Genomic DNA, 23,647 nt, shown 5'->3' with positions numbered 1-23,647 from the left:
CGGGCGGGTATGATCCTGTTTTTTATACCGAATGAGATGCCTCTTTTTCAGCATACCGTTTCATTTGTCCAAGCCATCCATGCTTTCTGTCATAGAATACTACCGTCAGATGAAAAAAGGAGGAATATGAGTATGGATATGGGTATGGAAATGGAAATGGATATGGATATGGACATGGATATGAACGGACATTATGATCACCACCCAAAGCAGCCTAAACAAAAAAAGAAGAAACAAGATAAAAAGCATCTTGATTATGATTACATCGTTGTTTATAAAAGAAAATGCAAAAAATGTAAAAAATGCTGCTGACTTGACATATCAACACTTTTTACACCCGGTAAACTCCGGGTGTTTTTCTTATTATGGCGTTTCTCCGGGCTATTTTCACCCAAAATCCGGTCATCCTATCACAATACATAAAAAGACTCTATTATTTTCTTCCCTTTTCGCCTAATTAAAAGTATTTCATTTACAGAAAACAACACAAATAGGATGACATGACTTTTGAGAAAATCTACTCTTTGCTTGGTCAATTTTTCTGCGATACCATGAATTTGCAACAATTTTTAAAAATTTCCTCAGGAGGTCATAGCCATGAAAATCGCCAGAACGGTAGTCGGATCATGCTTAGCTTTATCTCTAACAATTCCTTTCACAGCCAGTGCCTCAGCAGCCAGTCAGTCTGAACACGCAAACGCGCCTCACGTTTCACCCGTTGCAAATCCGTTAGAAAGTAAATTATCCCAAACAGCAGACCAAAACGTAAAAGCAGCAGGTGTTGATGCCGGGCTGAACGTAAACGTAGATGTTCTCGGAATATCAGATCGCATTGCTGAAGCGGTTAAGTCAGATCAAAACCGAACCGGCTGGGTAAAAAATGTTATGGAAACAACATTTTACGCATCAGGACAGAAGTACAACGTCATGGTGTTCAATTTAAATCAAGAATATGAAGACCGCTTTAACGGCGTTCAATTTTACGGATCAGCCGTTTATGACGGTATTACTTACGGAATCTGGGTCTTCGAAGACGGGTCCTTCGATAACAAAGGAGACGGGGGCTGGATCAATTGGGCTTTCAGAGGGTGGTTCGATCGTGATAATCAGCATATTGAATTCCACAGACCTTAATACGGAGAAAACTTGCGGCAGCGCCCGCAAGTTTTTTTAAACTGGACTGCACATTTTTCACCGTTATAACGACTATACTTGAAGTGCGGGCTCCGAACGCAGCCCCGGTAAAGTCTTTCAAAGTGAGGGTAAGCCATGTCAAAGTCTTTAAAAATAATGTTGTGGAGCATATTGGTGTTCATCATCTTGTTAGTGATTATCGGAATCGTTTCTTACAATCAAACTCCGTCTGCAGAAAGCGCAGCAAAAAAATGCTTTATGGCTTCTAATCAATGTTAAGCCTTCATCGGCTTTTTTTATTTACCGCACACTTGAAGTTCTTCTATTTAGATCGTTAACGTTCCCATTCAGAATGGAGTATACGCGTATATCATCAGGCAGTCCGTTTTGATACATGGTTCCGATTATGCCCTTCGCATCTTTTTTCTCTATTCCTCATCACATTCCCTTTTTTCATGCTACTGCTCTTGAAACCAACCAAAAGGTTCCAATCCTAATAGCTTGTTACTTTTCATTTTTTTAAAAACAAGCCACCTGCGCATTCTCTTCGCAACTTCTCAATGTATGAGCCTACCCGGCTCTATTACAGGAAGCAGTACGATGCCTCCTTTTACTCATTTTAACGGATGGTCATGTAAAGAAAATATAGACTAAAAAACCTTTTTTCAAAAAGTAAACTAGCATCCCTATCAAACTTTTCATTTCAGCATAATATGTATTAATCCTCTTTAGGAGGTGAGATTATATGGGATTCTCAGGTGGTTATGGTAGCTCCTTTGCGTTAATCGTGGTGCTATTCATTTTATTAATCATCGTTGGGGCTTCTTTCCTCGGCGGTTATTAAGAATCCTCTTACCTCCGCATCCATGTCAGCAGCACCTCCATGATCGTACGGCGCCATAAATGAAATGTTTATGGCGCTCTGCTGTTTTTCCCCTTTTCATTCACACATTAAAACTAAAAAGATCGGCCGATGTATCAACATGCAGCCGATCAGTAATTCATAGATTATTGTGTAAGGTTTACATCGATGACGTTATAGAAGGCATTGGAAGTATCCGCAACGTCCCATACCCCTAAAATGACATGATACCCGCTTCGATCAGTCGGCACAAAAATCTTATGAGTCAGATTCGTATCTGCCTTGGAACCGTCGTGGTTTACCGTTCCGATTAATTCGAATTCATCTCTTGACAAAGGTTTATTCGGATTCCAGTTTTTCTTGGTGATATAATAGTGCCACTTTGATGTCGCATGAGGGGCCGTGTAGTACCAAGTAAAGGTGTTAAAACCGCCGCGGATGTTTTGTTTTACCCAATAATCTGCAGTCTGCTTGTCTAAACCGAAGTCAATTTGTCCCGATCCTCCATTTGCAGACGCAATTCTTCCATCCGGCGGACCTGCAGCCGGAAATCCTTTCGGCCCTTCTACAGACTGAGGATTATCAATGACGGAGCCATATTTCTGCGCAGCGGCCGTCCAGCCCAATGTTTGTTTCTCTAATGCTCCCATGTACGCTCTGCTGACGGGCTCTTTTATATACCCGTGCGCAGATGCATCACTTGAATAGAAAGCGCCTCCAATACCAAGAGTAACAGTTAAAACTGCAGCTTTGACTAAACCCTTCATTACTGCATCATCCTCCCTCTTTTATTAATAAAAACCTTTCGGTATATACACTTCACGATAGAGGATGAAATGACCTTCCTTTTCTTGATAGGAAAAAGCAATGAGGTTGGCGCTTTCCCCTTTGTTTTTTATAATCATAAAGAAAAAGCCGGGCCGATTTTTTGTCGAATCCGCGATTGACCGGCCCGCCCCTTTTGCTCAGAACTTCATTCGCTGGATTTGCCGGTTTCTTTTCGGATAACCGGTGCTACTTCCTCTGCTAATCGTTCGATGTTTTCCGCGGCTTTTTTAAACGGCATACCTCCTATATCGATTTGCGCGAGAAATCGCTGATGTCCGAATAACTCGTATTGATGCATGATTTTTTCAATGATCTGCTGTGAGCTTCCCACAAATAAAGCTGTTTCTTTTCCGGACGCCCGCTCAAAATCTTCCTTCGTTAAAGGCTCATCGATCCCGTGATAAGAATGAACGTGAGACCAGTAATTTGAATGATACGGATAAAATTCTTGTATTGCCTGTTCATTCGTTTTTGAAATGAACATATGTCCGGTTACCGCAACCTTCACATGTTCCGGAGGATGACCGGCTTTAGAAGCCGCTTCCCGGTATTTGTCAACAAGCGGCTTAGATGACATCGGATCACCGCTCAGTACAGCTAATGCCAAACCCGCGCCTGCACGCCCGGCCCGTTCTGCGCTTTCCGGAGTCCCCGAAACACCTAACCATAGCGGAATGCTTCCGCGAAAAGGCCGAGGAGAAATTTCTGCCTCGCGCAGCGGCGGCCGGTAACGTCCTTTCCAGGTAACCGATTCTTCTCCGGAATTTAATTTTAAAAAAAGGTCAATGTGTTCTTCAAACAGTTCTTTATAATGGCCTACGTTATAACCGAAAAGAGGAAACGAGTCTAAAAACGCGCCCCGTCCCGCAATAATTTCCGCCCGGCCGTCTGAAATCAGATCAAGCGTTGCAAAATCCTCAAATAAACGGACGGGATCTGCGGTGGATAATACAGTCGTGGCACTGGTCAGCTTAATATTTTCAGTGATCTGTGAAATCGCTGATAAGATGGCTGGCGGCGAAGATACCGCATAATCAAGACGATGATGCTCGCCTACACCGAATACATCAAGTCCTGCGTCGTCAGCCAGTTTCGCCAGCTTCATCAATTCATCTATCCGCTGCTTTGCGCTGACTGTTTTCCCTGTCAGAGGATCGGGATATAATTCTGCAAATGAATAAATTCCAATTTCCATACAATCACGGTGTTCAGCCCTCACATTTCTCTCCTCCTGCACTGTGTAAAAAAGCTTTTATGTTATTCTATTCAGCCATTTTACAAATAGGAATTCGTTCAAAATAAATACAGAAGCTTAACATGCAGAAGGTCGGTATGAGAGGAAAAAAAGTTTCTGGCGCCCTTCAATTCTGCCCATTACACTCATGCAGCCCGACTAAGCAAGAAAAAAGCCGGCACAAGCGGATTCGAATTCATGTGTTCATTTTCAGTCCAATTCAATCCAATCGTGATATTGATCATAAAGCTTTCGTATTCTTCCGGCATCAAGAGCAATGACTTCACCCCCTCTGTCATCATACAGAAAGAAAATAATATCTTTTGTCATATTCACAAAAAAAACATCAGGATACCCAACGGAACAGCCACCGAACCTTGGCTTCAGCGGAAAATCTTCGTGGACGGCTGCCTTAAGTAATTGGGGGATACGCAGATCTTTCCGTTTACATAATAAAGAAAACTGCTGCATTTCATATTCTTCTTCGAACGGGCATGGACAGGTCTTCACTTGAATCCGATATAAATCATCCTTACACTTCAGAAACGGCTGATAAACCTTTAATTTTCTCGCGTGATGACCTTGAGATTTGTGCTTATACATGTTGGCAACAAGAAACAAGTCATCGCTATTTTCAAACAGCTCATTGAAAAGTGCAGCGGTTTGATGATGAACAAGCTGAAAATACTCAAGATTCAAAGCACCGCTTTCATTAAATTGATACATATTGCCGCCGAGAGAAAAATGAATTCCCACGTCCCATTGATGATAAATGCCGGGCACTAATTTTAAAGTCGGAAACCTTTCCTTCAGATAATCATTTATTTTCATTCAAACATCTCACTTTCCTTTTCCCGCTCCAGAAGCAGAAGAAGCAGAAGAAGCCGAAAACATTCCGCTTATTTCTTCTTTTTCACCCTTGTAATATTATTCCGATTGGAATACAATGAAATAGAACACTGTGAACCCCATTGATCAGGGTGGATGCTGGTCACATTCATCCTGATCCTTTCTTTTACACAAGATCGCCTCAACTTTGAACCCCTCCGTTTCCAACCCTATTCATTGATATTACATATATTTCAATGGTATTATTTTCTTTTACATAAGCATCAAGAGGTGTCAGCTTTGAACAAGATCAGAAGATTAAGAGCATATTTTCAGTCTCGCCGTAAAATAGGTCTGACTGCAGACTTGCTTACGGCTGTATTGCTTATCTCATTATCCATTCTTTTTTACGAATGCCGGCAGGGAGCTTTTAATGGTTTCTTTATGTATGTCTTAGTAAGTAATTTTATCGGCTCCAATGCCTCTTTTATCGACTTCAGCACATCGAGGAAAAACAGACAAAAATAAAGGCTCTGCGTCAAAAAGAGGGTTATACCGCCCTCTTTTTATTCTGTCAGTCATACCAATGCGTTCTTTTCAGGTTGAATTTTTCTGAATAGGACTCATGATCGGTTTTCCATGCTGCTTCAACAGTGATTTCATGACCGATCACTTCATTTTCCGGCATATATTCAAACGTCTCAATATGGTCTTCTCCCGTTCCGCCGCCTTCTAATTTCTCTCCGGTGTATTCTGAAAGATGATAGTCTTTATCTTCACCATATTTCCGGCCGTCAACAAATAATGTTAATCTCTTAATCACCGTGTTCTTTTCATTCACTTTATTACCTCTGTAATACAAATTCAAGAAATAGTTAGGGCCGATAGAGGTCTTGTCTGATTTTTCAATTGACGCTTCCCACGTCTTGCTTTGGCTATAGCCGATATATTTAACTTTTTCTCCTGAAATTAAAGAAAACAGTGCAAATCCGGCTGCTATTATGAGAACAGTGATAATAACCAGCAATGTTTTAATGACTTTACGTTTTTTCATGACATCCCGCCTTTATCATTTAGAACATATGAATATTAGAATTGTTACATTTAATTTGAAAGAATAATAAAAAGGGATTCTAATCCCAGGAATAAAAAAATACTAAGAAGATCATATTCCCCTTAGTCTCACATCCCAGATTGCCATGCAATAATGATAAAAGTCGTCCAAAAAGTTGTGACTAAAATAAGCATAACGGTTACAATCATTAAAATGAGACAACTTATTGTTAGAATTGAGTCTTTGTTTTTGTTAAGAATCAGAGTAACCATTGATCCTGCAGCAAATAGATACGACAAAATCGCACCGACCCAATACCACAGCATAGAGTCATTGCTCCAGTAAGCCATTGACTGCATATAAATACTGCATATAAATACTGAATATAAATCCTGACAATGCTAATAGAAACGAAACTAAATTTGATTTCAAGTTAGAGTTCCTTTCTTCATAAGTTTTATTTTTAGGAACGGCCATACATCTGATAACACCTTTTATGCGATATGCTTCGCCGCTTTGTCTGCATATTTTAATTCCTATTTCGTTTTTAAATATGTTTACTAAAACAGAAATCATATAAAGTTCACCTGAAACGCCGATTTAAAATTAAATAGATGTTTTATAAGCGTTAATTGCTTGATTTCTCAAAAGCATATTATCTTTCGCAACCATTCCAAGATTGTATGCTTGTTTGATGATATCCAGCACTTGATTATCGGTTTCAGTTACGGCTCGTCCACCCGTTATTCTGGATTTCCAGTAATCGAACTGGTGATTTAATGCTTTTAAGGTTTTGATTATCAACCACTTTTCCGTTCTCGAGCGCATCTTTAAATTCATCAAAATGAATTGAACATTGCTGATTCGAATTACTTCCTGCGCCTTCTGTCGCTAAACTGCAAAATGTCCATAACATTATCCTCTCTCCAATTTTACAACGTTGCTATAATGAATTTCATGTTTTTCCCAACCTTCAAGCTTAATCTTTTTGATCATTACTAATCTAAGTACTTTTTTCAATTACATAATACATTGGTATGATTGGTAACCTAATGAAGTATTTAACTTAAATACAAAAAAACCTGCTTTCAGCAAGGTTTTTTCGACAAAGGGGAGGTTATTTCCCCACAAATTCTATTAACTATGTTTTTGTTTTAACCATTCTTTCTTTAGCAATGCGTATTGGTAAGTGTTTTCATATTTAGGTGTTCCATCCTCGTGTGCAGTAAATGAAATAAATTCAAGAAAATAACCTTCTTTACGCATTCCTAATCTTTCACATAGTTTTTGTGACCTGTAGTTATCATCTTCAACATATGCATAAAGCCTTCTTACTTCTTTTTGCATAAAGAGATACTCAAAGAAAGCGTTCGCACTTTCACTTGCGTATCCCTTCCCTTCAAAACGGGCATTGAAATTCCAACAAACGGAATAGGTATCTGGCTCTTCTTTTAAATAAAATAGTTCTCCGACTAGATCATTACTGTCTTTTAAACAAACTGCAATATAAGAGTCATCTCGGCTTCTTTTTTGAACGTTTACGGCAGCTTCTTCTAACGTAGACATTCTGTCATCAAGAAAGCAATTCACTCTCGGATGTGCCGAATATTCCAACAGACCTTGCGAATCTCTCTCGGTAAAGTTTCTTAAAATTAAGCGGTGGGTTTCAATTTTTTGCATTTGCAGTCTCCTGTTTCATTGTTATCGATCATTGAAAAGAACTTCTTCGTTTGTTGAAGAACTTGTCTCAATCTATTTTTACTATAATGATGGATGCTATCATCTTTGTCAAAAACAATAATTTTCATTTGCCGCCGCGATGTAAAGTACTGAACAATTTTCGTGAAAAACCCTCAGTATCGAATATAGAAACGAGCAATAGTAATTAAAACAAAGTTAAGCCATTAAAAGCTTATTGAGTATTTTTTCAAACTTATTCACACTCATCATCTCATGAGTGAGAAATGTCCCGTTATAAAACACGCTGAAAGTCGTCCAAACTGCCGGGGATTTTTGCGCCATATCCTTTGACGTTATTCGCCGGGCCTGAAAATGAAGTCCTTTCTTTTCAGTCAGTTCCTTTAAGTCCTTTAACAATCCGACTGCAAATGGGCATTGAGCTGTATAAAATATTGTGATTCCCTCATCATTAACGGAATTACTTTTCACCTGTTTTTTAAATACAGGAGGATGTGCATGTTCATTCCACGTCAGTGACATCAACTGAAAATAGGGTTCTGCTTCATCTTGCACAGCAAATCCCATATGTTCAAAGAAATGCTTATCACTTAAATAAGGGAGTTTTTTCTTCCCCACTATATGAACTATCCCATCCATACCGCGGGATTTTGCATCTGACACACATTTTTCTAACAAGTGTTTCGCATGTCCGTTATTCTTATATTTACCTGAGACCCACAGACAATTAATAAACATAAAATGAGGTGCGCTTACCGGAACCCATGCTTCTTCTGCAGGTAAATATTCAATAAAAACTTTTGCCCGTTCGTTTAGGCGATAGAACACCAAGCCATCAATCATTCGATCTTTGAGCCAGCTCTTCTTTTCATTTACCGCATCCTCATATTGTTTCGTACCTAATGCACAGCAAATATGATTGTCATCAATATTGTCCCTAGTCAACTCAATGTATTCCATTTTTCCCTCACCCGCTTTCTTTTGGAAACATCAGCTTTACTTGCAGTGAACATTGTAATTTCTCAGAAATATAGAGGCCCAGAACCAATATATGAACGCAGCAGCAAAGCTCATTATGTAATAAATGAAACTTCTGAAAACTGTGAAATCAATTGACGGATTGCCTATGTGCCAGAACAAGAACACGGCTAAAAAAGCGACTGCTGTATAAATGAAAAGATGAACCAAACTAAACTTTTTAGGCTTCTTTCTTAGCCATAGTTGCACAGGAACAGCAAACAAAAAGTAAGTAATAAATGCATAAAAAGCAATGATAACCACAGTAACCAATGCAAATGGCACAAAACCCGAGTACACAAACATATATAGCCCGAAGATCAAACCATACGACAAACTTGAAAAAGCCAATGTGTAAGTATAGCTTTGCCTTTTGCTCCAAGTCGCCGCTCCCATATATTTCACCTGCTTTATATAAAAATATATTTACCATTTTTTACTATTGTTTAAAATCAGTATATATCCATCACTTTAAAAGATCTATGTTTTTTTGGCAGATCATCAATTCACTATCTTAATATCCAGAAATTTTAATTGCCATTAAAAAAGGTCAAGGAAATACCTTGACTGTGTATCGCTCACCAATCTGCATCCGGCTCATCGTGTTCGAATCCGTAAAAGCCTTTAATCCACACATCTCCGCAGCCGGCTCCTTTTGTGATCAATAAGTAATGATTTCTGTTTGCATCACCATTCACCTTATCAGCCGCGCTCAAGTTCAAATGATTACCCCTGAAATTCTTTTCACTAAGGGTAAAATCATATCCCAGTGTAATTCTCTGCAGTGCAAGTCAAATATCGACAGAAAGATTACGACCACAAATTCAAAGCAAGAAACGACAGCCCCCATGCAGATAGGCCAAACATTACAAAGAACCTAAGCAAAGCTTCGAATTTTGTAAGTCTTCGCTCCCTTTTCGTTTTACCCAATTTCCAATAAATGGCGTAGCAGGAAAACACCAAAATGAGTTGTCCGAGTCGCGACACAGATTCTAAGAATTCTATACCATTCATTGATTTTCACCTCGTTTATTTAAACAGAGAGTCTTTCTTACAGCGTTTATCCAAAGCACTAATTTCTTCGGTTATAAAAACCGCTTGAGGAATTTGTTTGTAAAATGGTTTGCGTGCCGCTTGATAAAAACGGCCCATCCTTACTCCCCCATGTATCAATCAATATGAATTTTATTATCTCAGATGGAAAGACCGTTTCCAACAGTTATGTAAAAATAAGTAACTGCACTATGCTAATTGTATAAGAAAAGTTGTCTTATCCAGCAGAACCATGAGTGCTGAACTTCTACGTTAAAGCGTTAAAGACGGATTATAAAAGAGCCGCTTTTAGGCTCATTCGCGAAGCTTTAATTGTTATGATTTGTATCCTCCTGTCAGTCTTGCTGGAAGAGATTTGTGGGATGGTCAATTTTTTAGCTCGACCAAATCCGCCGCAAGCTCACCCTCGAATCTTCTTGCAGCTTCCCCACAAATCTCATAGCTTTCATCTCTTCCTATTGTGAATCCCTGAGTGAAATCTGACTCTTCCCAAAACTTTTCATTAGCTGAATAACGCTTTATAAGAAGGGGGAAATTCTTGATTTACGCGCTGCACTTCCCGTGCAAATTCACGTTCCTCTTCTGTCACTCTTCTGAGTCTGTCAGCTTTTTCTTGTGTGTCTATGTCGGCACCGGGAGGAACGAACCGATTCGGTGCAATTTGTACACCATTTGTGATAACAGCATTGTATGAAACAAATGATCCTTTTCCTATAATTGCATTGTACACGATTGCCTTAAAACCGATGAACGTGTGATTTCCAAGATAACAAGGGCCATGAATGAGAGCGTCATGCCCGACACTTACATTGTTTCCGATATAAATGGAATATGCCTTATCTTTGACTGTGACAAATTGCTTTAACAAACCATGTAAAATGACTCCGTCTTGAAGATTTGTATTTGAACCAATATAAAAGGGTGTTCCTTCATCTCACGAATAGCAGAATTTGGCGCTACATAAACATTGTCCTTTATTCTCACGTCTCCTATCACGCTGGAAAACGGACTTATGAACGACGTTTTATCGATTTTAGGATATCTTTGAACCGGTTTAAATGATGTAACAGGGTTAGGGCTGATAAAGGGCGCAAACTCAGTGAGCCGATTATCGAATTTATCTTCCGTCAGCTTTCTATCGCTCAAAAAAAGACCTCCTTTGAAAACGTGTCTATTGATGTATACTATGTAAATTCTGTGCATTTGGAGACGACAAATCATCCAAAGGATCTTTCCTGCATAGCTCCCACAAATTTTTGCAGAAACACTTGTCCGTAAAATAATGTAAGGGTTTTCAAAACAAGAGCGATGTGCTAAATTGTAAGATAAGTAACAATTTTCTGCCAATAATAAAAAGGGGTGTATGACGTGAAAGCAGTAGTAGCAACAAAAGACAAAAGTATAGCGATCGTACAAAAAGAATTACGTCCTTTGCGACATGGTGAAGCCAAAGTTAAGATGGAATACTGTGGTGTATGTCATACTGACTTACATGTTAAAAATGCTGATTTCGGTGATGTTACAGGCGTCACTTTAGGTCATGAGGGAATAGGCATTGTAACTGAGATTGGTGAAGGTGTAACAAGTTTGAAAAAGGGCGACCGCGTCTCTATTGCCTGGATGTTTGAAAGCTGCGGCTGCTGTGAATATTGCTTAACTGGCCGTGAAACCTTGTGCCGCGATGTAAAAAATTCCGGCTATACAGTTGACGGCGCAATGGCTGAAGAAGCAATCGTAGCGGTTGATTATGCAATAAAGGTGCCGGAAAATTTAGACCCTGCAGCAGCAAGCAGCATTACTTGTGCAGGTGTAACAACTTATAAAGCCGTTAAAGTCAGTGAAATTAAGCCAGGTCAATGGATCGGTGTATTTGGAGTCGGAGGTTTAGGCAACTTAGCTGTTCAATATGCAAAAAATGTCTTTAACGCTAAAGTAATTGCTTTCGACATTAGCGATGAAAAACTGAATTTTGCTAAGAGCTTAGGCGCTGATGCGGTTGTAAACAGTTTAAACGAAGACCCCGTCGCTAAGGCAAAAGAAGTGACTAACGATTTAGGGCTTGATGCTGTGGTCATCACGGCTGTCTCCAAAACCCCTTTCAACCAAGCGATTGATGTTGTAAAAGCAGGAGCCCGTGTAGTCGCTGTCGGTTTACCGGTGGACAAAATGGATTTAGATATTCCCCGTCTCGTGTTAGATGGAATTCAGGTAGTAGGTTCATTAGTGGGTACCAGAGAAGACCTGAAGGAAGCTTTTCAATTTGCTGCAGACGGTAAAGTTGTACCTAAAGTGACAAAACGCCCGATTGAAGATGTGAATGATATTTTTGAAGAAATGGAGCAAGGCAAAGTGACCGGCCGCATGGTTATCGATTTTACTTCCTAATCATTAAGGCTGCCGGGAATGATACGGCAGCCTTTGATCTCTATTCTTGCTCAGCGCCCCACCCAGACTGAATGAGACTTTGTCATTTAGTTCAGAAAAGAAGCTCTACAGACCATTCAGCGGTTATTCATTTTGCAAGTACTCTCTGAACTAACCCTGATACCAATATAATGCAAGGTCATTCATTGCTGAAGCGTAGCCCTGCTGTCTTAACATAGTTGTTATGCTGCCCCGATGATAAGTTCCGTGATTGGCAACATGGAATAAAATTTCTGAGTAAGCAGTTTCTCTGTAACCTAACCAAGGATTATTTAAGTTCATTTTTTGTTCTAAATCTGTTTGGCTATTCATCCATTCTTCAAACTGTGAAGCCAGTTCTTCATAAGACGCCGCAAATTCATCTGCAGAATATAAATGAGTCCTTTCCGCATAAGCCGCAGAACCTTCCACTGCTTCCTGCATGTCTATTCCTTTAAGTACTTGCAGCCACACAGCATCCACCGCGCAGATGTGACTGAACGTTTGAGCAATTGTAGGATATGAACTGCGAACCTCTTCATAAAGAACATTACTTGGTAATTCCTTTATTCTTTCTAATAATGCTTTATTCGCCCAAACATGGTACTGATACATATTTTTTGCATGGTTCATATAACATCTTCTCCTTTAAAGTTGATACTTATGATTATAAAAAAAGATATATGACAGCACATCGTCATACATCTTGATAAACTTTCATTATTTTTTTGGCTTCAGCGATCAATTTTGATTGCAGCTGCACCGGTTTTATCATTTTAGCTCCGCTGCCAAAGCTTAAGAGAATTGATATAAGCCATCCGGCATGCAGAGGCTGATAAACAGAAATGGTAAACGTCATACTTCTATCACTGTTCATGACTTTAGACGCGTTCTGAAATTGATCTAAAGCTTTGCCAGAGAATTGGGATCAACCCAAATAACAACATCCTCAAACCCTTCCGCATTGGAGTCTGAATAAGATGAATCATCTTTCACTTTGTGACTGCGCAAAAACTCTTCTTGAGTAAGCGTTATATTCATCATACGTGATACTCTAAATTCTCTATCATCTTGACGTTCTCTGCAGAAGCCATATACATACCAATTACGAAACTTATAATGAAGGTGGATAGGTTCTACTTCACGTGATGTAAATTCATTTTTATTACTGACATAATCAAAGCGTACTGCCTTTTTTTCCTGTATAGCTTTTCGCAGCCGGATTAATGAATTCGGTTCTGTTCTAAGGCTTTCCAAGTTAACATACAACGTCCTGCTGTTTTCGCTTGTATCCAGAGATTTTAATCTATCTATCGTGTGTTCAACTTCCTTATCTTCAAAAACACTCGACAAACTGCTTAATACTGTAATTAAATTCAATACATCATGAGAACCGATTAAACTTTTATCAAATTTGTATCCTCTCATTATCCCAAAACCGCCGTTAGCCCCTTGGTATGAAACGACTGGTATTCCAGCTGCACAAATCGCTTCGATGTCTCTATAAATTGTCCGCGTTGATACTTGAAATTCATCAGCTAAACTGGAAGCAGATAAAATTTCATTATGTAAGAGCTTGAATATGATTGATAACAAACGTTCTAATTTCAATTCTCAATTCCTTTCCTTATTAGGGTTGGAAGTGCTCTTTTTGCTCTGACACATTTATGCCGCTCACCTCCTGTCACTTCAAGATACCACGCAGAAAGCTTAATTTTTCCACCCAACCGCATAATACGCGAATTACCATATACTTTGCGACCCCGATAAACCCTTCTATCGCTTCATCTGATATTCAATAAAACGCATGTTGAACCTTTGCTTATGTATACAGCTTCATCTTCACTGAGTAATTTGAGGCCCAATTTAATCTACATAATAGTTCACTGAATCTCTCAACAACTTTAGATAAAAATCTTCTTTTTATAGAGATGTTCGTTCTATCGACATCCTTGTGATAAATATGGTAAAATTCATAAAAACAAGGGAGTGTTGTTACATATGAGTCTTATCATTTTAGCATCCATGCTTTTATGGGGTGCAGTGATCCACGAGCTAAACAAACCTTCAAAAAAACAAAGTAAACGAAAAATGATCCCTTTGGTATCCCTCAGTTCTTTATCTACTTTAATCATCACAATTTCGCTTTTTTCTAATTTAATTGGTTGATATTTGTTATGAGGAAACCCGCCAGAGGTTCCTCATAACACTAAAAACCTACTCACTGCACTTTTTACAGCAGACCTTATCAGAGTGTTTGCTTAACACTTTATCCATTCTCCCCACAGGCATCTTATTCTCACTCGGAAGTGTAAGATAAGCTGTTATCTCATCCCCTGATTTTAATGTTTTTCCGCAGATAGAGCATTTTAACTCAATATTAAAGAAATTTTTCAATCCCATTCAGAAGCCTCCTTATTTACCTTTATAAAGTAATACGTTAATGCTTTATAAAAGTTTCACGTTAAAGAAATACTCCTTGCCTGGGAATATACTTCGTTTCAGTTGATCCGCAGCCGCCCCGGTCATCGTTGCCTACAAATATACCCCACCCAATAGGCCGCTTTTTCATTTTAAGTGAAATCATCTTCATGCTTTGACCAGTTTACTGCAGTGTACGAATTGTAAATTTGTGACATTTATTTGTCCTCTTAAAATTTTTTCTTCTTCTCTAAATTTGAAAAAGAAGGAATTATTTTATAAATATTGTAAATTTACAGCTGTATCACATTCACTATTAAGAGGAGGAATACGAATGAAAAAGAAAGTTATTGCCGGCGCTCTTGCTTTTGGGTTAATTCCATTAATGGGGACTGCAGATGTTTCTGCAAAATCCTTGCCAAATCCAGATAAAGTTATGAAACCTGCTGGTTGGTCATGTGACGCTCCGTATATTGCCTGTCAGCCTTTTTCTGGCGGTACCGGTAAGGTTTCATTCAACTATCAAGGCAGCTCTCCAGGAAAAATCAGAGTTTTTGTTGCGAATGACGGCAGCAAATCTTTCAAATTCACCATTAATTATCCTAATGGAAATACACTCTTATCCTCTACGACATTAAATGCAGGGAAAACGTTCATTCAAGAATTCAGCGTTAACCAAAAAGGAGAATACATCCTGAAATATGATAGCGGCACCGGTGATAGTGTCGATGGTTTCTTTAGATCTGTTGAGATTTAAATTCCGTTAGGAAAGTCGGCAGTTTTGCCGACTTTCTTTTACAAGCCTTCTGCAGGAATAAACGTAAAGTTTCGAATAAACATATGACCTTTTTGAAACGGAAACTTTATCGGCATCACAAACCCGCAAGCAGCCTCCTTGTATCGTACCTTCCGTCCCTTTGTGATTTGTTTTGATTTGTCGTATACTGCGCTTGCCCGGGAAATGATGAATATTTTCGTTAACTATAATTTCCCTGTACCTCTTCGTATGTGGCTCTGCATGATGAAGTAACTTCATGGCTCACCACTTTCATACACAGTTTTATTGCATGTTTAGCCATATCCCTCCTCTTTAAACAGCAAACCGTCCAATCCATTTCTCTCTTTCAGTTAACCTCCCATTATTTTATTGTTTTAGAAGCTCTTCATTTTAGACATAACATCCATTTTTTCTTATTTAGACTTAAATCTATGTCGAAATTTATCTTCCGGCATATTATGTACTATCCTAACAACAGGAGGTGGCAATAATATGGGGAACTACGGTGGAAATTACGGTGGAAGTTCTTTCGTATTGATCGTTGTGCTGTTCATTTTGTTAATCATTGTAGGTGCTGCATTCCTTTTCTAGCACATTGACGATTTATATTCGTCTCCCAAACATTGCATCCCTTAGTTCGGACAGACGCCATAAGAAGTTTTATGGCGTTTTTACTTTTTAAAAAAATCCATCTAAGATAACCATTTTTTATTTTTGCTCTGGTAAGCGGGAGCGTTTCCTCCCCTGCCTGCGCCAATATTGCCGCTATGAAGAATGAGGCGAACAATCCAATTCGGAATAAAAACTTGTTCATGAACAAAACCCCTAAATAGTTGTTAAAAAACTAAGGCGTTTTTAATTCATCAGGATTACAGATGTTGTGAACTTAAAAAGGATATTACTCACCCTTATAAAATTGTCATTCGTTAGATTTAGTCACTGAATCTTATTTGTTTGGTATCTTAGCGGCCTTCCACACTCATTTAAAAAGGGTCCGCCCACAAAATACGGTGTTCACACATTAAGTCATTTTCACATAAAAAAACCGGATTCCTCCTTTAAGAGGTTCCGGTCTTTTTTAGTTAAAATGCGGGAAATATCTGGTGACGTGCTGCACACCCCCGCTATTATAATATTTCAATAGAGCCTTCTGTTCCATGAACGCGTATTCGCTGCCCATCTTTTATCAATTGGGTTGCATTTTCAACTCCGACAACTGCAGGTAAGCCGTATTCACGCGCGATAACCGCTCCATGGGTCATCAGTCCGCCAACTTCAGTGACCAGGCCTTTTATGGATACAAACAATGGTGTCCAGCTGGGATCAGTATAAGGGGTAACTAATATATCCCCATCTTCCAAATCAGCATCTTCCATGTTTAAAATAACCCGTGCCCTCCCCTCTATGACTCCCGAGGAAACGGGCAGCCCTGCAATCGCTCCGTCCGGGAGATTTTCTCGTTTGTACTCGCCTGTAACGATTTCACCGTCAGATGTGATAACACGCGGCGGAGATAGTTTTTCATATACTTGGTACTCGCCTTTTCGTGTGCTGATGATTTGGTAATCCAATTTATGTGTGCGTACGACTTCCTGAAGTTCTTCAAAAGTGAGATAGTATATGTCCTCTTTTTCATGAATAACGCCCGCTTCTGCGAGTTGTTCGGCTTCTTTCAGTAAAGCCTGCTTATAAACGAAGTAGCGGCTGATCATGCCGTATTTTGGATATTCTCTGAACCCGCTGAAGTTCCGGATGATGCGGATCATTCGTTTGGTTTCTTTGGCTTTTTGTTCACCATCCGGTAATTGCTTCAATCGGTCTAATAACTCTTGTTCTTTCTTCAATGCCTCCTGCCGCCCTTGCTCAAATTTCCGCTGGCTGGCATTTGGCTCAAAGTTTTTGAGATTATTAAGAATCATAGGGACAAGTGCAGTTGGTTTTTCGCTCCATCGAGTTCTTGTCATATCAATTTCTCCGGCACATCGCATTCCGTACTTGTTGAGATAAGTATAGATAGCGTCACGGGTTTCCCGCCCGCCTTCAAACGTCACCAGCCCATCCAAAAAGTGATCATCTTTTACATTCTCTAAATAGGCAATTACTTCTGGATAAGGGCGGATCACATCGGCGACGTCCAATAGCGCAAGCCCCATTTCTGAAGTAATATTATGGGATACAGATTGAGAAAGCGTATCTGCTGCGTTTTTTTCACCTAACCACTCGTTCATTTTTTCGTTAATCCATGATGAAGCATCCATTGCAGTTCGAATCAACACCGAACTTTTTGGGTTAAATAAAATCTTCTTTAATTCCTGGATATCTTCCAAAATAAAACGAAATAAATCAGATCCTGATTTCGTCTGGATATTTTGTTTTAACTCTTCTATCGATGCTTGACTGCTCTTAATCAAATCAGAAACAATTGCCGGATCGTTTTCAGCTTGTTCCGGCATATCTGCATTGCCTTTGCCGGTAATCGGTGCCGTTTTATCAGGTATCGGCTTAATGAAATCATCTCGCTCTATTATGGTCATAAGTGCGTCTTTTAAGAGCGGATCGTGCTGCCCCATGCCTTTTAAGAAAACTTCTCTGACATTAGGAGATGCCAGTTGATGTGTGACATCAACGAATAGCCTTCCGCCGGCTTTACGCATGGGTGCAGCAGTCGTCAACAGAAAAAATGACAATCCAAGGGGTTTTATGGGATCCGTCATCATTTGCTGATGACCAACAGAGATATAGACGTGATTTTCTTGATCGTTCGCTTCAGGAACGGGGTATAACGTTGTGATCGGCCGGCTTTGGACAATATAAAAAGTATTGCGGTCCAAACACCATTCGATATCTTGCGGCTGGCCGAAATGAGCTTCGATCTGTCTCCCGATACGTGCCAGCTGTAAAATTTGTTCATCAGTCAGTGTTTGAATCTTTTGCTGATCAAGAGCGATCTCCTGTGTTTCCGTTCCGCCTTCTTTTCGTCCATAGATAGCCAATTTTTTAGTTTCTATTCTCTTATCGACGATTTGCCGGTCCTGTACTTTATAACAATCGGCAGAGACTAAGCCGGAGACAAGTGCTTCACCAAGTCCAAAACCGGCATCGATGGACAGCAGCTTTCGGTTTCCGGTCATCGGATCAGCGGTAAATAAAATCCCCGAAGCCTGAGGGAACACCATCCTTTGAATGATAACGGATAAATAAACTTGGCTGTGATCAAACCCATTTTGCATACGGTAAATGACCGCGCGATCCGTAAATAGGGACGCCCAACATTTACTGATATGCTGCAAGATCGCATCGACCCCGGTAATATTTAAATAGGTGTCTTGTTGACCGGCAAAAGAAGCATGCGGTAAATCCTCAGCTGTCGCACTGGAACGTACGGCATAGGCATGTTCTTCGCCGAACTGGGAGAGATGGCAAGCAACTGCTTTGACTACATCTGAAGGAATTTCTGCTTCCATAATGGTTTGCCGGATTTTTTTGCTGACTACACCAATTTGATCGCGATTCTCCACTTTCAGCATGGTCAGTTGATCCAACAGCGCTTGTAACGTTTCGTTTTGTTCAATGGCTTTTTGATATCCTGCGGTTGTGACACAAAATCCTTCCGGTACTTGTATTCCTTGAATTTTTGATAATTCCCCTAAATGTAACCCTTTTCCTCCAACGAGCAAAGGCTGTGTTTTTTCAATTTCGTGAATGCCGAGAACCAAAGAACTCATTCTATATCTCCCCTTCAAAAAAATTTGACAAGAGCTTTTCAGCATGATATAATCATAATGTAAGATGGATAACTATGACTTTTCACACAGAAAGCGCGCGTGTTCTGATTATATCACCGTGTCTGTTTTTGTGCAATATAAAAAGAACCTGGCCAATTTGGCGAGGTTCTTTCTTTATTTTTGTCTAAAGCTCTTTAAAGCTGTGTTGAGATCTTTTGTGTGAACGTAAATGTTCTTATACAACTCGAATAGTGTTTTATATTTTTGAACATTTTGTTCTTTTGGATAAAATGCAGCTGCTTCATGAATGAACTGCTCTGCGCATTCTTCAAGAGAGTCAAACCACCCGCTTCCGAAGGCAGCTAACATCGCAGCCCCCATGGCGGGACCTTGTTCATTCTCTAACTTAACCACCCTCGTATTGAAAATATCAGCCTGCATTTGAAGCCACGTTTCATTTTTAGCTCCCCCGCCAATAGAGACAACCGTATCAACTGATTTTCCCGCTTCGCGGAATAGCTCAATTGATTCATATAAAGAGAATGTGATGCCTTCCATTATCGCCCTCAAAAAGTGCTCTCTTTTATGGGCTCCGTCCATTCCGATCAAGCTTCCCCGAATAGATGAATCAGCATGCGGCGTTCTTTCACCGACCAAATAAGGAGTGTACAGCAGTCCATTTGCTCCTATCGGAACAGATTCTACTCCCTGCAATAATTGTTCAAACGATTCGTTCGGCGCAAACGTTCTTTTAAACCAGTCCAAGCTGTACCCTGCAGCGAGCGTGACTCCCATCGTATAAAAAGAATCCTTCTTTCCATGATTAAAAAAGTGCACTTTCCCTTTAAAGTCCCTTTCTTTGTCTTCTTCACAGGAAAGTATGACTCCTGACGTCCCGATACTGCATAATGTTTTTCCGGAAGAAAGAATACCGGCTCCGACAGCACCGCAAGCATTGTCTGCTCCCCCGGCGTACACTTTTGTTTTTTCCAACAGCCCAGTCTCCGCCGCAACGCTCGGAAGCAGCGATCCTACACAATCATGGGATTCAACAAGCGGAGGACAAATTTCCGCTGAAATACCAAATTGATTGCAAATCTCATCGCTCCACTCTTTGCGGGTCATATGTAAAAGTAACGTTCCCGCCGCATCGGAGTATTCGGTGTGAATGGCGCCAGTCATGCGGAATCTCACGTAGTCTTTCGGAAGCAAAAAAACAGCGGTTTTGTTAAAAAGTTCAGGCTCATGTTCCTTCACCCATAAACTTTTAGGTAATGTAAACCCTTCAAGGACACGGTTTTTTGTGATATCAAGCAGATGATCGCCAAATGTCTCGGTAATCCTGCTACATTGAGGCGTCGTTCTGGTATCATTCCAAAGAATCGCATGACGCAGCACCCGCCGATCTTGGTCAAGCAGTACTAACCCATGCATTTGTCCCGAATAGCTAATCCCCTCAATATCCCCGGCTTGAACGTTGGATATCGAAACCAATTCAGCCAATGCTTCAATTGTTTGCTGCACCCAGTCTTCAGGATTTTGCTCACTATATCCCGCCTTCTCTTGGATGAGCGGGTAACTTTTGGACGTTTCTGCACAAATCTTGCCGTTTTGATTGACTAAAATGGTTTTAACGGCACTCGTTCCAAGGTCTATTCCAATGACATACTTCATTTTTTCACTCCTTCCTCTCTAATTAGATCCCCATTGGAATTGCCCGCCATAACAGTAACTTCATGACGGGCAATTCCGGGAACTTGGCTGCCTGCATCTTTTCACAGCGGGATCTGGAGCTTCTTTTTTCATTTGTTATACCTCTAAAATGTATTGATTTAATATCGCTTTTAACCGCTCCTGTCTCCCTGATTCATTTTTAATTGGCTGATTGTTCAGCGCATATTGCTCAAGTGTCTTAAAATCAGCTCTTCCTTCTGCAATTTCAAGACCAATCCCTTCAGTAAAGCTGCGGTAACGGTGTTGAATCACATCTTCAAACACACGATCTTCGATTAATTTGTGGGCGGCTTTCAACCCTCTTGCAAATGTATCCATCCCTGCAACATGGGCATATAGTAAATCATCAGGCTCAAAAGAAGATCTCCTGACCTTTGCGTCAAAGTTTAATCCTCCGCTTCCAAGACCGCCATTTTGCAGAATTTCGTACATTGCTAATGTCGCAGAATATAAATCTGTCGGAAATTCATCTGTGTCCCAGCCTAAAAGCGGATCACCCTGATTCGCGTCAACAGAGCCAAGAAGGCCATGCACTCTCGCCAGGCGTAATTCATGTTCGAATGTATGCCCGGCTAATGTGGCATGATTGGCTTCGAGATTTAATTTAAAATGATTGTCTAAGCCATATTGCTTTAAAAAGGCAATTGTTGTTGCTGCGTCCGTATCATATTGATGGGTGGTCGGCTCTTTTGGTTTTGGTTCAATCAAAAACTGCCCTGTATACCCGATTTCCTTCGCATAATCCACTGCCATATGCATAAATCTGGCCATATTATCAAGCTCAAATTTTAAATCGGTATTTAACAAAGTTTCGTACCCTTCACGTCCGCCCCAAAATACATAGTTCTCGGCGCCAAGCTCTTTTGCTGTTTCTAATCCTTTTTTTACTTGGGCTGCGGCATACGCAAATACATCTGCGTTACAAGAAGTCGCCGCACCATGGACGAAACGGGGATTCGTAAACATGTTTGCAGTATTCCATAATAACTTAACGCCGCTGGTTCTCATGTAGTCTTTTATCATGTCCACGATTATATCCAGATTTTGATTTGTCTCTTTTAACGTACTTCCTTCCGGTGCGATATCCCGGTCATGAAAAGCAAAAAATGGCGCATCCAGTTTTTCAAACAGCTCAAATGCTGCATCTACCCTCGCTCTCGCCAGATCCATGCCTTTATAGTGATCCCACGGTCTCTGCATCGTAGCTGCGCCAAAAATATCTGTGCCGTCAGCGGTAAATGTATGCCAATAGGCAATAGAAAATCGCAAATGCTCTTTCATCGTTTTTCCGCCAATTACTTCTTGAGAATTATAGTATTTAAATGCTAAAGGATTCGTGGATTCTTTCCCTTCGTAAATCACTTTGTTTGCGCTTTCAAAATAGTTGACTGAACCGGAATGAGAGTGAGCCATGTGTGATTTCCCCCTTAAAAATAAATTCTAAACATGATCATTCAAATACAAATGCTTTTATGTCATGTTGCACATTAGTTTGTTGCCCAAACAAACTAACTTATTTTCATCTTATATAACCTCATCAGTATTTTCAATATTTTTTTTAGTTTTTTACGAACACATTAGATATAATAAAGGTTGGATTCGCTATGTACTGCGTTTCGCACGATAACACAGAACGTTCAACTTAATTTAAAGATTATACAAATGGAGTGGATGAAGTGGATATCGCTGATCAAGCCTTTGTCAAAAAAGTTAACCAAAAGTTATTACTAAACGAAATACTTAAGAATTCTCCTATTTCAAGAGCAAAATTATCTGAGATGACCGGATTAAATAAATCAACTGTTTCGTCACAGGTAAACACATTAATGAAAGAAAACCTCGTATTTGAAATAGGTCAGGGACAATCAAGCGGCGGCAGAAGACCCGTCATGCTTGTTTTTAATAAAAAAGCAGGATACTCCGTAGGAATAGATGTTGGCGTGGATTATGTTAATGGCATTTTAACAGATCTTGAAGGGACGATCGTCCTTGATCAACACCATCATTTGGAATGCAATTCTCCAGAAATCACTAAAGATATTTTAATTGAGATGATTCATCACTTTATTGCAAATATGCCGCAATCTCCATACGGTCTTATTGGTATAGGGATATGCGCGCCCGGGCTGATTGACAAAAATCAAAAAATTGTTTTCGCTCCGAACTCCAACTGGAGAGATATTGACTTAAAATCTTTCATCCAAAAGAAGTTCAATGTGCCCGTTTTTATTGAAAATGAGGCAAATGCCGGCGCATATGGAGAAAAAGTATTTGGTGCTGCAAAAAATCACGATAACATTATTTATGCAAGTATCGGTACAGGGATAGGGATCGGCGTTATGATCAACAATCATTTATATAGAGGGGTTGGCGGATTCTCTGGAGAAATGGGACATATGACAATAGACTTTAAGGGTCCTAAATGCAGCTGCGGAAACCGAGGCTGCTGGGAATTGTATGCTTCAGAGAAGGCTTTAGTAACATCTCTTCAGACGAAAGAGAAAAAAGTGTCCAGCCAAGATATCATAGACCTCGCCCATCTAAATGATGTTGGAACTTTACAGGCATTACAGAATTTTGGTTTCTATTTAGGAATAGGCCTGACCAATATTTTAAATACATTTAATCCGCAAGCCATCATTTTAAGAAACAGCATCATTGAATCGCATCCTATGGTTTTACATTCAATTAAAAGTGAAGTGTCATCCAGGGTTTATTCCCAACTAGACAATAGCTATGAATTATTACCATCTATCTTAGGAAAAAATGCCCCTGCTCTAGGAATGTCCTCCATTGTTATTGATCATTTTCTCGACATGGTTCATAACTGAAATGTACATACTTCTATGTTTTACGCTCATCTTTAAAGATGGGTTTT

Annotated in this window: 25 protein-coding genes and 2 pseudogenes; 7 read left to right on the top strand and 20 right to left on the bottom strand. The window is 39.8% G+C overall.

Features of this window, described 5'->3' with window-relative positions; all coding sequences use genetic code 11:
* The first annotated feature begins 126 nt into the window (after nt 1–126).
* The 3 genes from MY7_RS07800 (at nt 127) to MY7_RS19150 (ending at nt 1,978) form a co-directional block, all read left to right on the top strand.
* Nucleotides 127–312: a hypothetical protein gene (locus MY7_RS07800; protein ID WP_050585490.1), complete on the top strand. Its 186-nt coding sequence runs from the start codon at nt 127–129 to the stop codon at nt 310–312.
* Nucleotides 313–597: 285 nt separating this feature from the next.
* Nucleotides 598–1,134 (top strand): hypothetical protein, encoded by a 537-nt coding sequence (locus tag MY7_RS07795; RefSeq protein WP_007611706.1) that lies wholly within the window; start codon nt 598–600, stop codon nt 1,132–1,134.
* Between the two features lie 745 nt (nt 1,135–1,879).
* Nucleotides 1,880–1,978 carry a YjcZ family sporulation protein gene (locus MY7_RS19150; RefSeq protein ID WP_003154022.1) on the top strand — a complete coding sequence of 33 codons (99 nt, stop codon included), beginning with the start codon at nt 1,880–1,882 and terminating at the stop codon, nt 1,976–1,978.
* Nucleotides 1,979–2,142: 164 nt separating this feature from the next.
* Here the strand turns inward: MY7_RS19150 and MY7_RS07785 are convergent, their stop codons facing one another.
* From MY7_RS07785 to MY7_RS19900, 14 genes and pseudogenes are all read right to left on the bottom strand, one after another.
* Nucleotides 2,143–2,763, bottom strand: coding sequence for a lytic polysaccharide monooxygenase auxiliary activity family 9 protein (locus MY7_RS07785; protein ID WP_003154023.1), 621 nt, complete (start codon nt 2,761–2,763; stop codon nt 2,143–2,145).
* A gap of 206 nt (nt 2,764–2,969) precedes the next feature.
* The gene (locus tag MY7_RS07780; RefSeq protein ID WP_007611695.1) at nt 2,970–4,043 is read right to left on the bottom strand and encodes an LLM class flavin-dependent oxidoreductase; all 1,074 of its coding nucleotides are present in this window, start codon (nt 4,041–4,043) and stop codon (nt 2,970–2,972) included.
* A 225-nt stretch (nt 4,044–4,268) separates the two neighbouring features.
* Entirely contained in the window at nt 4,269–4,889 is a 621-nt protein-coding gene (locus MY7_RS07775; RefSeq protein WP_007611694.1) for a DUF3885 domain-containing protein, read from the bottom strand.
* Nucleotides 4,890–5,460: 571 nt separating this feature from the next.
* Entirely contained in the window at nt 5,461–5,940 is a 480-nt protein-coding gene (locus MY7_RS07765) for a DUF4944 domain-containing protein (protein ID WP_007611692.1), read from the bottom strand.
* 330 nt (nt 5,941–6,270) lie between these two features.
* Nucleotides 6,271–6,516 (bottom strand): hypothetical protein, encoded by a 246-nt coding sequence (locus MY7_RS19920; protein WP_228767514.1) that lies wholly within the window; start codon nt 6,514–6,516, stop codon nt 6,271–6,273.
* A gap of 30 nt (nt 6,517–6,546) precedes the next feature.
* A pseudogene (locus tag MY7_RS19915) lies at nt 6,547–6,856 on the bottom strand (hypothetical protein).
* Nucleotides 6,857–7,077: 221 nt separating this feature from the next.
* Nucleotides 7,078–7,620 (bottom strand): GNAT family N-acetyltransferase, encoded by a 543-nt coding sequence (locus MY7_RS07750; protein ID WP_007611684.1) that lies wholly within the window; start codon nt 7,618–7,620, stop codon nt 7,078–7,080.
* A 216-nt stretch (nt 7,621–7,836) separates the two neighbouring features.
* Complete coding sequence (locus tag MY7_RS07745) at nt 7,837–8,598, bottom strand: N-acetyltransferase (protein ID WP_007611682.1); 762 nt, start codon at nt 8,596–8,598, stop codon at nt 7,837–7,839.
* Between the two features lie 36 nt (nt 8,599–8,634).
* Nucleotides 8,635–9,051, bottom strand: coding sequence for a UPF0715 family protein (locus MY7_RS07740; protein WP_007611680.1), 417 nt, complete (start codon nt 9,049–9,051; stop codon nt 8,635–8,637).
* 182 nt (nt 9,052–9,233) lie between these two features.
* Nucleotides 9,234–9,377: a hypothetical protein gene (locus MY7_RS19540; protein ID WP_007611678.1), complete on the bottom strand. Its 144-nt coding sequence runs from the start codon at nt 9,375–9,377 to the stop codon at nt 9,234–9,236.
* Between the two features lie 88 nt (nt 9,378–9,465).
* Nucleotides 9,466–9,669: a hypothetical protein gene (locus MY7_RS19910; RefSeq protein ID WP_029325926.1), complete on the bottom strand. Its 204-nt coding sequence runs from the start codon at nt 9,667–9,669 to the stop codon at nt 9,466–9,468.
* A gap of 15 nt (nt 9,670–9,684) precedes the next feature.
* Entirely contained in the window at nt 9,685–9,807 is a 123-nt protein-coding gene (locus MY7_RS20020) for a hypothetical protein (RefSeq protein ID WP_007611676.1), read from the bottom strand.
* A gap of 403 nt (nt 9,808–10,210) precedes the next feature.
* Nucleotides 10,211–10,576 (bottom strand): hypothetical protein, encoded by a 366-nt coding sequence (locus tag MY7_RS19905; protein WP_228767513.1) that lies wholly within the window; start codon nt 10,574–10,576, stop codon nt 10,211–10,213.
* On the bottom strand, nt 10,570–10,854 hold the full coding sequence (locus tag MY7_RS19900) for a hypothetical protein (protein WP_228767512.1): 285 nt from the start codon (nt 10,852–10,854) through the stop codon (nt 10,570–10,572). The genes MY7_RS19905 and MY7_RS19900 overlap by 7 nt, the downstream gene beginning before the upstream one ends.
* Before the next feature lie 222 nt (nt 10,855–11,076).
* On the opposite strand from MY7_RS19900, the gene adhP reads away from it, so the two are divergent.
* Nucleotides 11,077–12,093 carry an alcohol dehydrogenase AdhP gene (adhP, locus tag MY7_RS07725; protein ID WP_029325925.1) on the top strand — a complete coding sequence of 339 codons (1,017 nt, stop codon included), beginning with the start codon at nt 11,077–11,079 and terminating at the stop codon, nt 12,091–12,093.
* 150 nt (nt 12,094–12,243) lie between these two features.
* Here the strand turns inward: adhP and MY7_RS07720 are convergent, their stop codons facing one another.
* The 3 genes and pseudogenes from MY7_RS07720 to MY7_RS07710 all read right to left on the bottom strand — a co-directional run bounded on the left by MY7_RS07720 (nt 12,244) and on the right by MY7_RS07710 (nt 14,514).
* A complete protein-coding gene (locus tag MY7_RS07720; protein ID WP_007611671.1) occupies nt 12,244–12,744 on the bottom strand; it encodes a DinB family protein in 501 nt (166 codons plus the stop codon).
* Nucleotides 12,745–12,808: 64 nt separating this feature from the next.
* A pseudogene (locus MY7_RS07715) lies at nt 12,809–13,722 on the bottom strand (helix-turn-helix transcriptional regulator).
* A gap of 606 nt (nt 13,723–14,328) precedes the next feature.
* A complete protein-coding gene (locus tag MY7_RS07710; RefSeq protein WP_007611670.1) occupies nt 14,329–14,514 on the bottom strand; it encodes a hypothetical protein in 186 nt (61 codons plus the stop codon).
* 352 nt (nt 14,515–14,866) lie between these two features.
* Here MY7_RS07710 and MY7_RS07705 point away from each other — a divergent pair, with 352 nt between their 5' ends.
* The gene (locus tag MY7_RS07705; RefSeq protein WP_007611669.1) at nt 14,867–15,289 is read left to right on the top strand and encodes a hypothetical protein; all 423 of its coding nucleotides are present in this window, start codon (nt 14,867–14,869) and stop codon (nt 15,287–15,289) included.
* A gap of 513 nt (nt 15,290–15,802) precedes the next feature.
* The gene (locus tag MY7_RS19145) at nt 15,803–15,901 is read left to right on the top strand and encodes a YjcZ family sporulation protein (RefSeq protein WP_003154037.1); all 99 of its coding nucleotides are present in this window, start codon (nt 15,803–15,805) and stop codon (nt 15,899–15,901) included.
* Nucleotides 15,902–16,437: 536 nt separating this feature from the next.
* Here MY7_RS19145 and ppsA read toward each other — a convergent pair.
* The 3 genes from ppsA to xylA form a co-directional block, all read right to left on the bottom strand.
* Nucleotides 16,438–19,035 carry a phosphoenolpyruvate synthase gene (ppsA, locus tag MY7_RS07695; protein ID WP_029325924.1) on the bottom strand — a complete coding sequence of 866 codons (2,598 nt, stop codon included), beginning with the start codon at nt 19,033–19,035 and terminating at the stop codon, nt 16,438–16,440.
* Nucleotides 19,036–19,209: 174 nt separating this feature from the next.
* Nucleotides 19,210–20,709 (bottom strand): xylulokinase, encoded by a 1,500-nt coding sequence (gene xylB / locus MY7_RS07690; RefSeq protein ID WP_007611663.1) that lies wholly within the window; start codon nt 20,707–20,709, stop codon nt 19,210–19,212.
* A 135-nt stretch (nt 20,710–20,844) separates the two neighbouring features.
* Nucleotides 20,845–22,182 (bottom strand): xylose isomerase, encoded by a 1,338-nt coding sequence (gene xylA, locus MY7_RS07685; RefSeq protein ID WP_007611662.1) that lies wholly within the window; start codon nt 22,180–22,182, stop codon nt 20,845–20,847.
* A 263-nt stretch (nt 22,183–22,445) separates the two neighbouring features.
* Between xylA and xylR the strand changes: the two genes are divergently transcribed.
* Nucleotides 22,446–23,600 (top strand): transcriptional repressor XylR, encoded by a 1,155-nt coding sequence (gene xylR / locus MY7_RS07680; RefSeq protein ID WP_029325923.1) that lies wholly within the window; start codon nt 22,446–22,448, stop codon nt 23,598–23,600.
* The last annotated feature ends 47 nt before the right edge of the window (nt 23,601–23,647 follow it).

Source organism: Bacillus sp. 5B6, assembly GCF_000259405.1.
Taxonomy (GTDB): domain Bacteria; phylum Bacillota; class Bacilli; order Bacillales; family Bacillaceae; genus Bacillus; species Bacillus velezensis.
This window is presented reverse-complemented; position numbering and strand designations above follow the sequence as displayed.

Excerpts from the sequence above, each read along its gene's own strand:
- ppsA (WP_029325924.1), bottom strand. The coding sequence starts at position 19,035 with ATGAGTTCTTTGGTTCTCGGCATTCACGAAATTGAAAAAACACAGCCT.
- MY7_RS07765 (WP_007611692.1), bottom strand. The coding sequence starts at position 5,940 with ATGAAAAAACGTAAAGTCATTAAAACATTGCTGGTTATTATCACTGTT.
- MY7_RS07800 (WP_050585490.1), top strand. The coding sequence starts at position 127 with ATGAGTATGGATATGGGTATGGAAATGGAAATGGATATGGATATGGAC.
- xylB (WP_007611663.1), bottom strand. The coding sequence starts at position 20,709 with ATGAAGTATGTCATTGGAATAGACCTTGGAACGAGTGCCGTTAAAACC.
- MY7_RS19910 (WP_029325926.1), bottom strand. The coding sequence starts at position 9,669 with ATGAATGGTATAGAATTCTTAGAATCTGTGTCGCGACTCGGACAACTC.
- MY7_RS19150 (WP_003154022.1), top strand. The coding sequence starts at position 1,880 with ATGGGATTCTCAGGTGGTTATGGTAGCTCCTTTGCGTTAATCGTGGTG.
- MY7_RS07795 (WP_007611706.1), top strand. The coding sequence starts at position 598 with ATGAAAATCGCCAGAACGGTAGTCGGATCATGCTTAGCTTTATCTCTA.
- MY7_RS07720 (WP_007611671.1), bottom strand. The coding sequence starts at position 12,744 with ATGAACCATGCAAAAAATATGTATCAGTACCATGTTTGGGCGAATAAA.
- MY7_RS20020 (WP_007611676.1), bottom strand. The coding sequence starts at position 9,807 with ATGGGCCGTTTTTATCAAGCGGCACGCAAACCATTTTACAAACAAATT.
- xylA (WP_007611662.1), bottom strand. The coding sequence starts at position 22,182 with ATGGCTCACTCTCATTCCGGTTCAGTCAACTATTTTGAAAGCGCAAAC.
- MY7_RS19920 (WP_228767514.1), bottom strand. The coding sequence starts at position 6,516 with ATGATTTCTGTTTTAGTAAACATATTTAAAAACGAAATAGGAATTAAA.
- MY7_RS07750 (WP_007611684.1), bottom strand. The coding sequence starts at position 7,620 with ATGCAAAAAATTGAAACCCACCGCTTAATTTTAAGAAACTTTACCGAG.
- MY7_RS07740 (WP_007611680.1), bottom strand. The coding sequence starts at position 9,051 with ATGGGAGCGGCGACTTGGAGCAAAAGGCAAAGCTATACTTACACATTG.
- MY7_RS07785 (WP_003154023.1), bottom strand. The coding sequence starts at position 2,763 with ATGAAGGGTTTAGTCAAAGCTGCAGTTTTAACTGTTACTCTTGGTATT.
- MY7_RS07710 (WP_007611670.1), bottom strand. The coding sequence starts at position 14,514 with ATGGGATTGAAAAATTTCTTTAATATTGAGTTAAAATGCTCTATCTGC.
- MY7_RS07705 (WP_007611669.1), top strand. The coding sequence starts at position 14,867 with ATGAAAAAGAAAGTTATTGCCGGCGCTCTTGCTTTTGGGTTAATTCCA.
- MY7_RS07745 (WP_007611682.1), bottom strand. The coding sequence starts at position 8,598 with ATGGAATACATTGAGTTGACTAGGGACAATATTGATGACAATCATATT.
- MY7_RS07775 (WP_007611694.1), bottom strand. The coding sequence starts at position 4,889 with ATGAAAATAAATGATTATCTGAAGGAAAGGTTTCCGACTTTAAAATTA.
- MY7_RS19145 (WP_003154037.1), top strand. The coding sequence starts at position 15,803 with ATGGGGAACTACGGTGGAAATTACGGTGGAAGTTCTTTCGTATTGATC.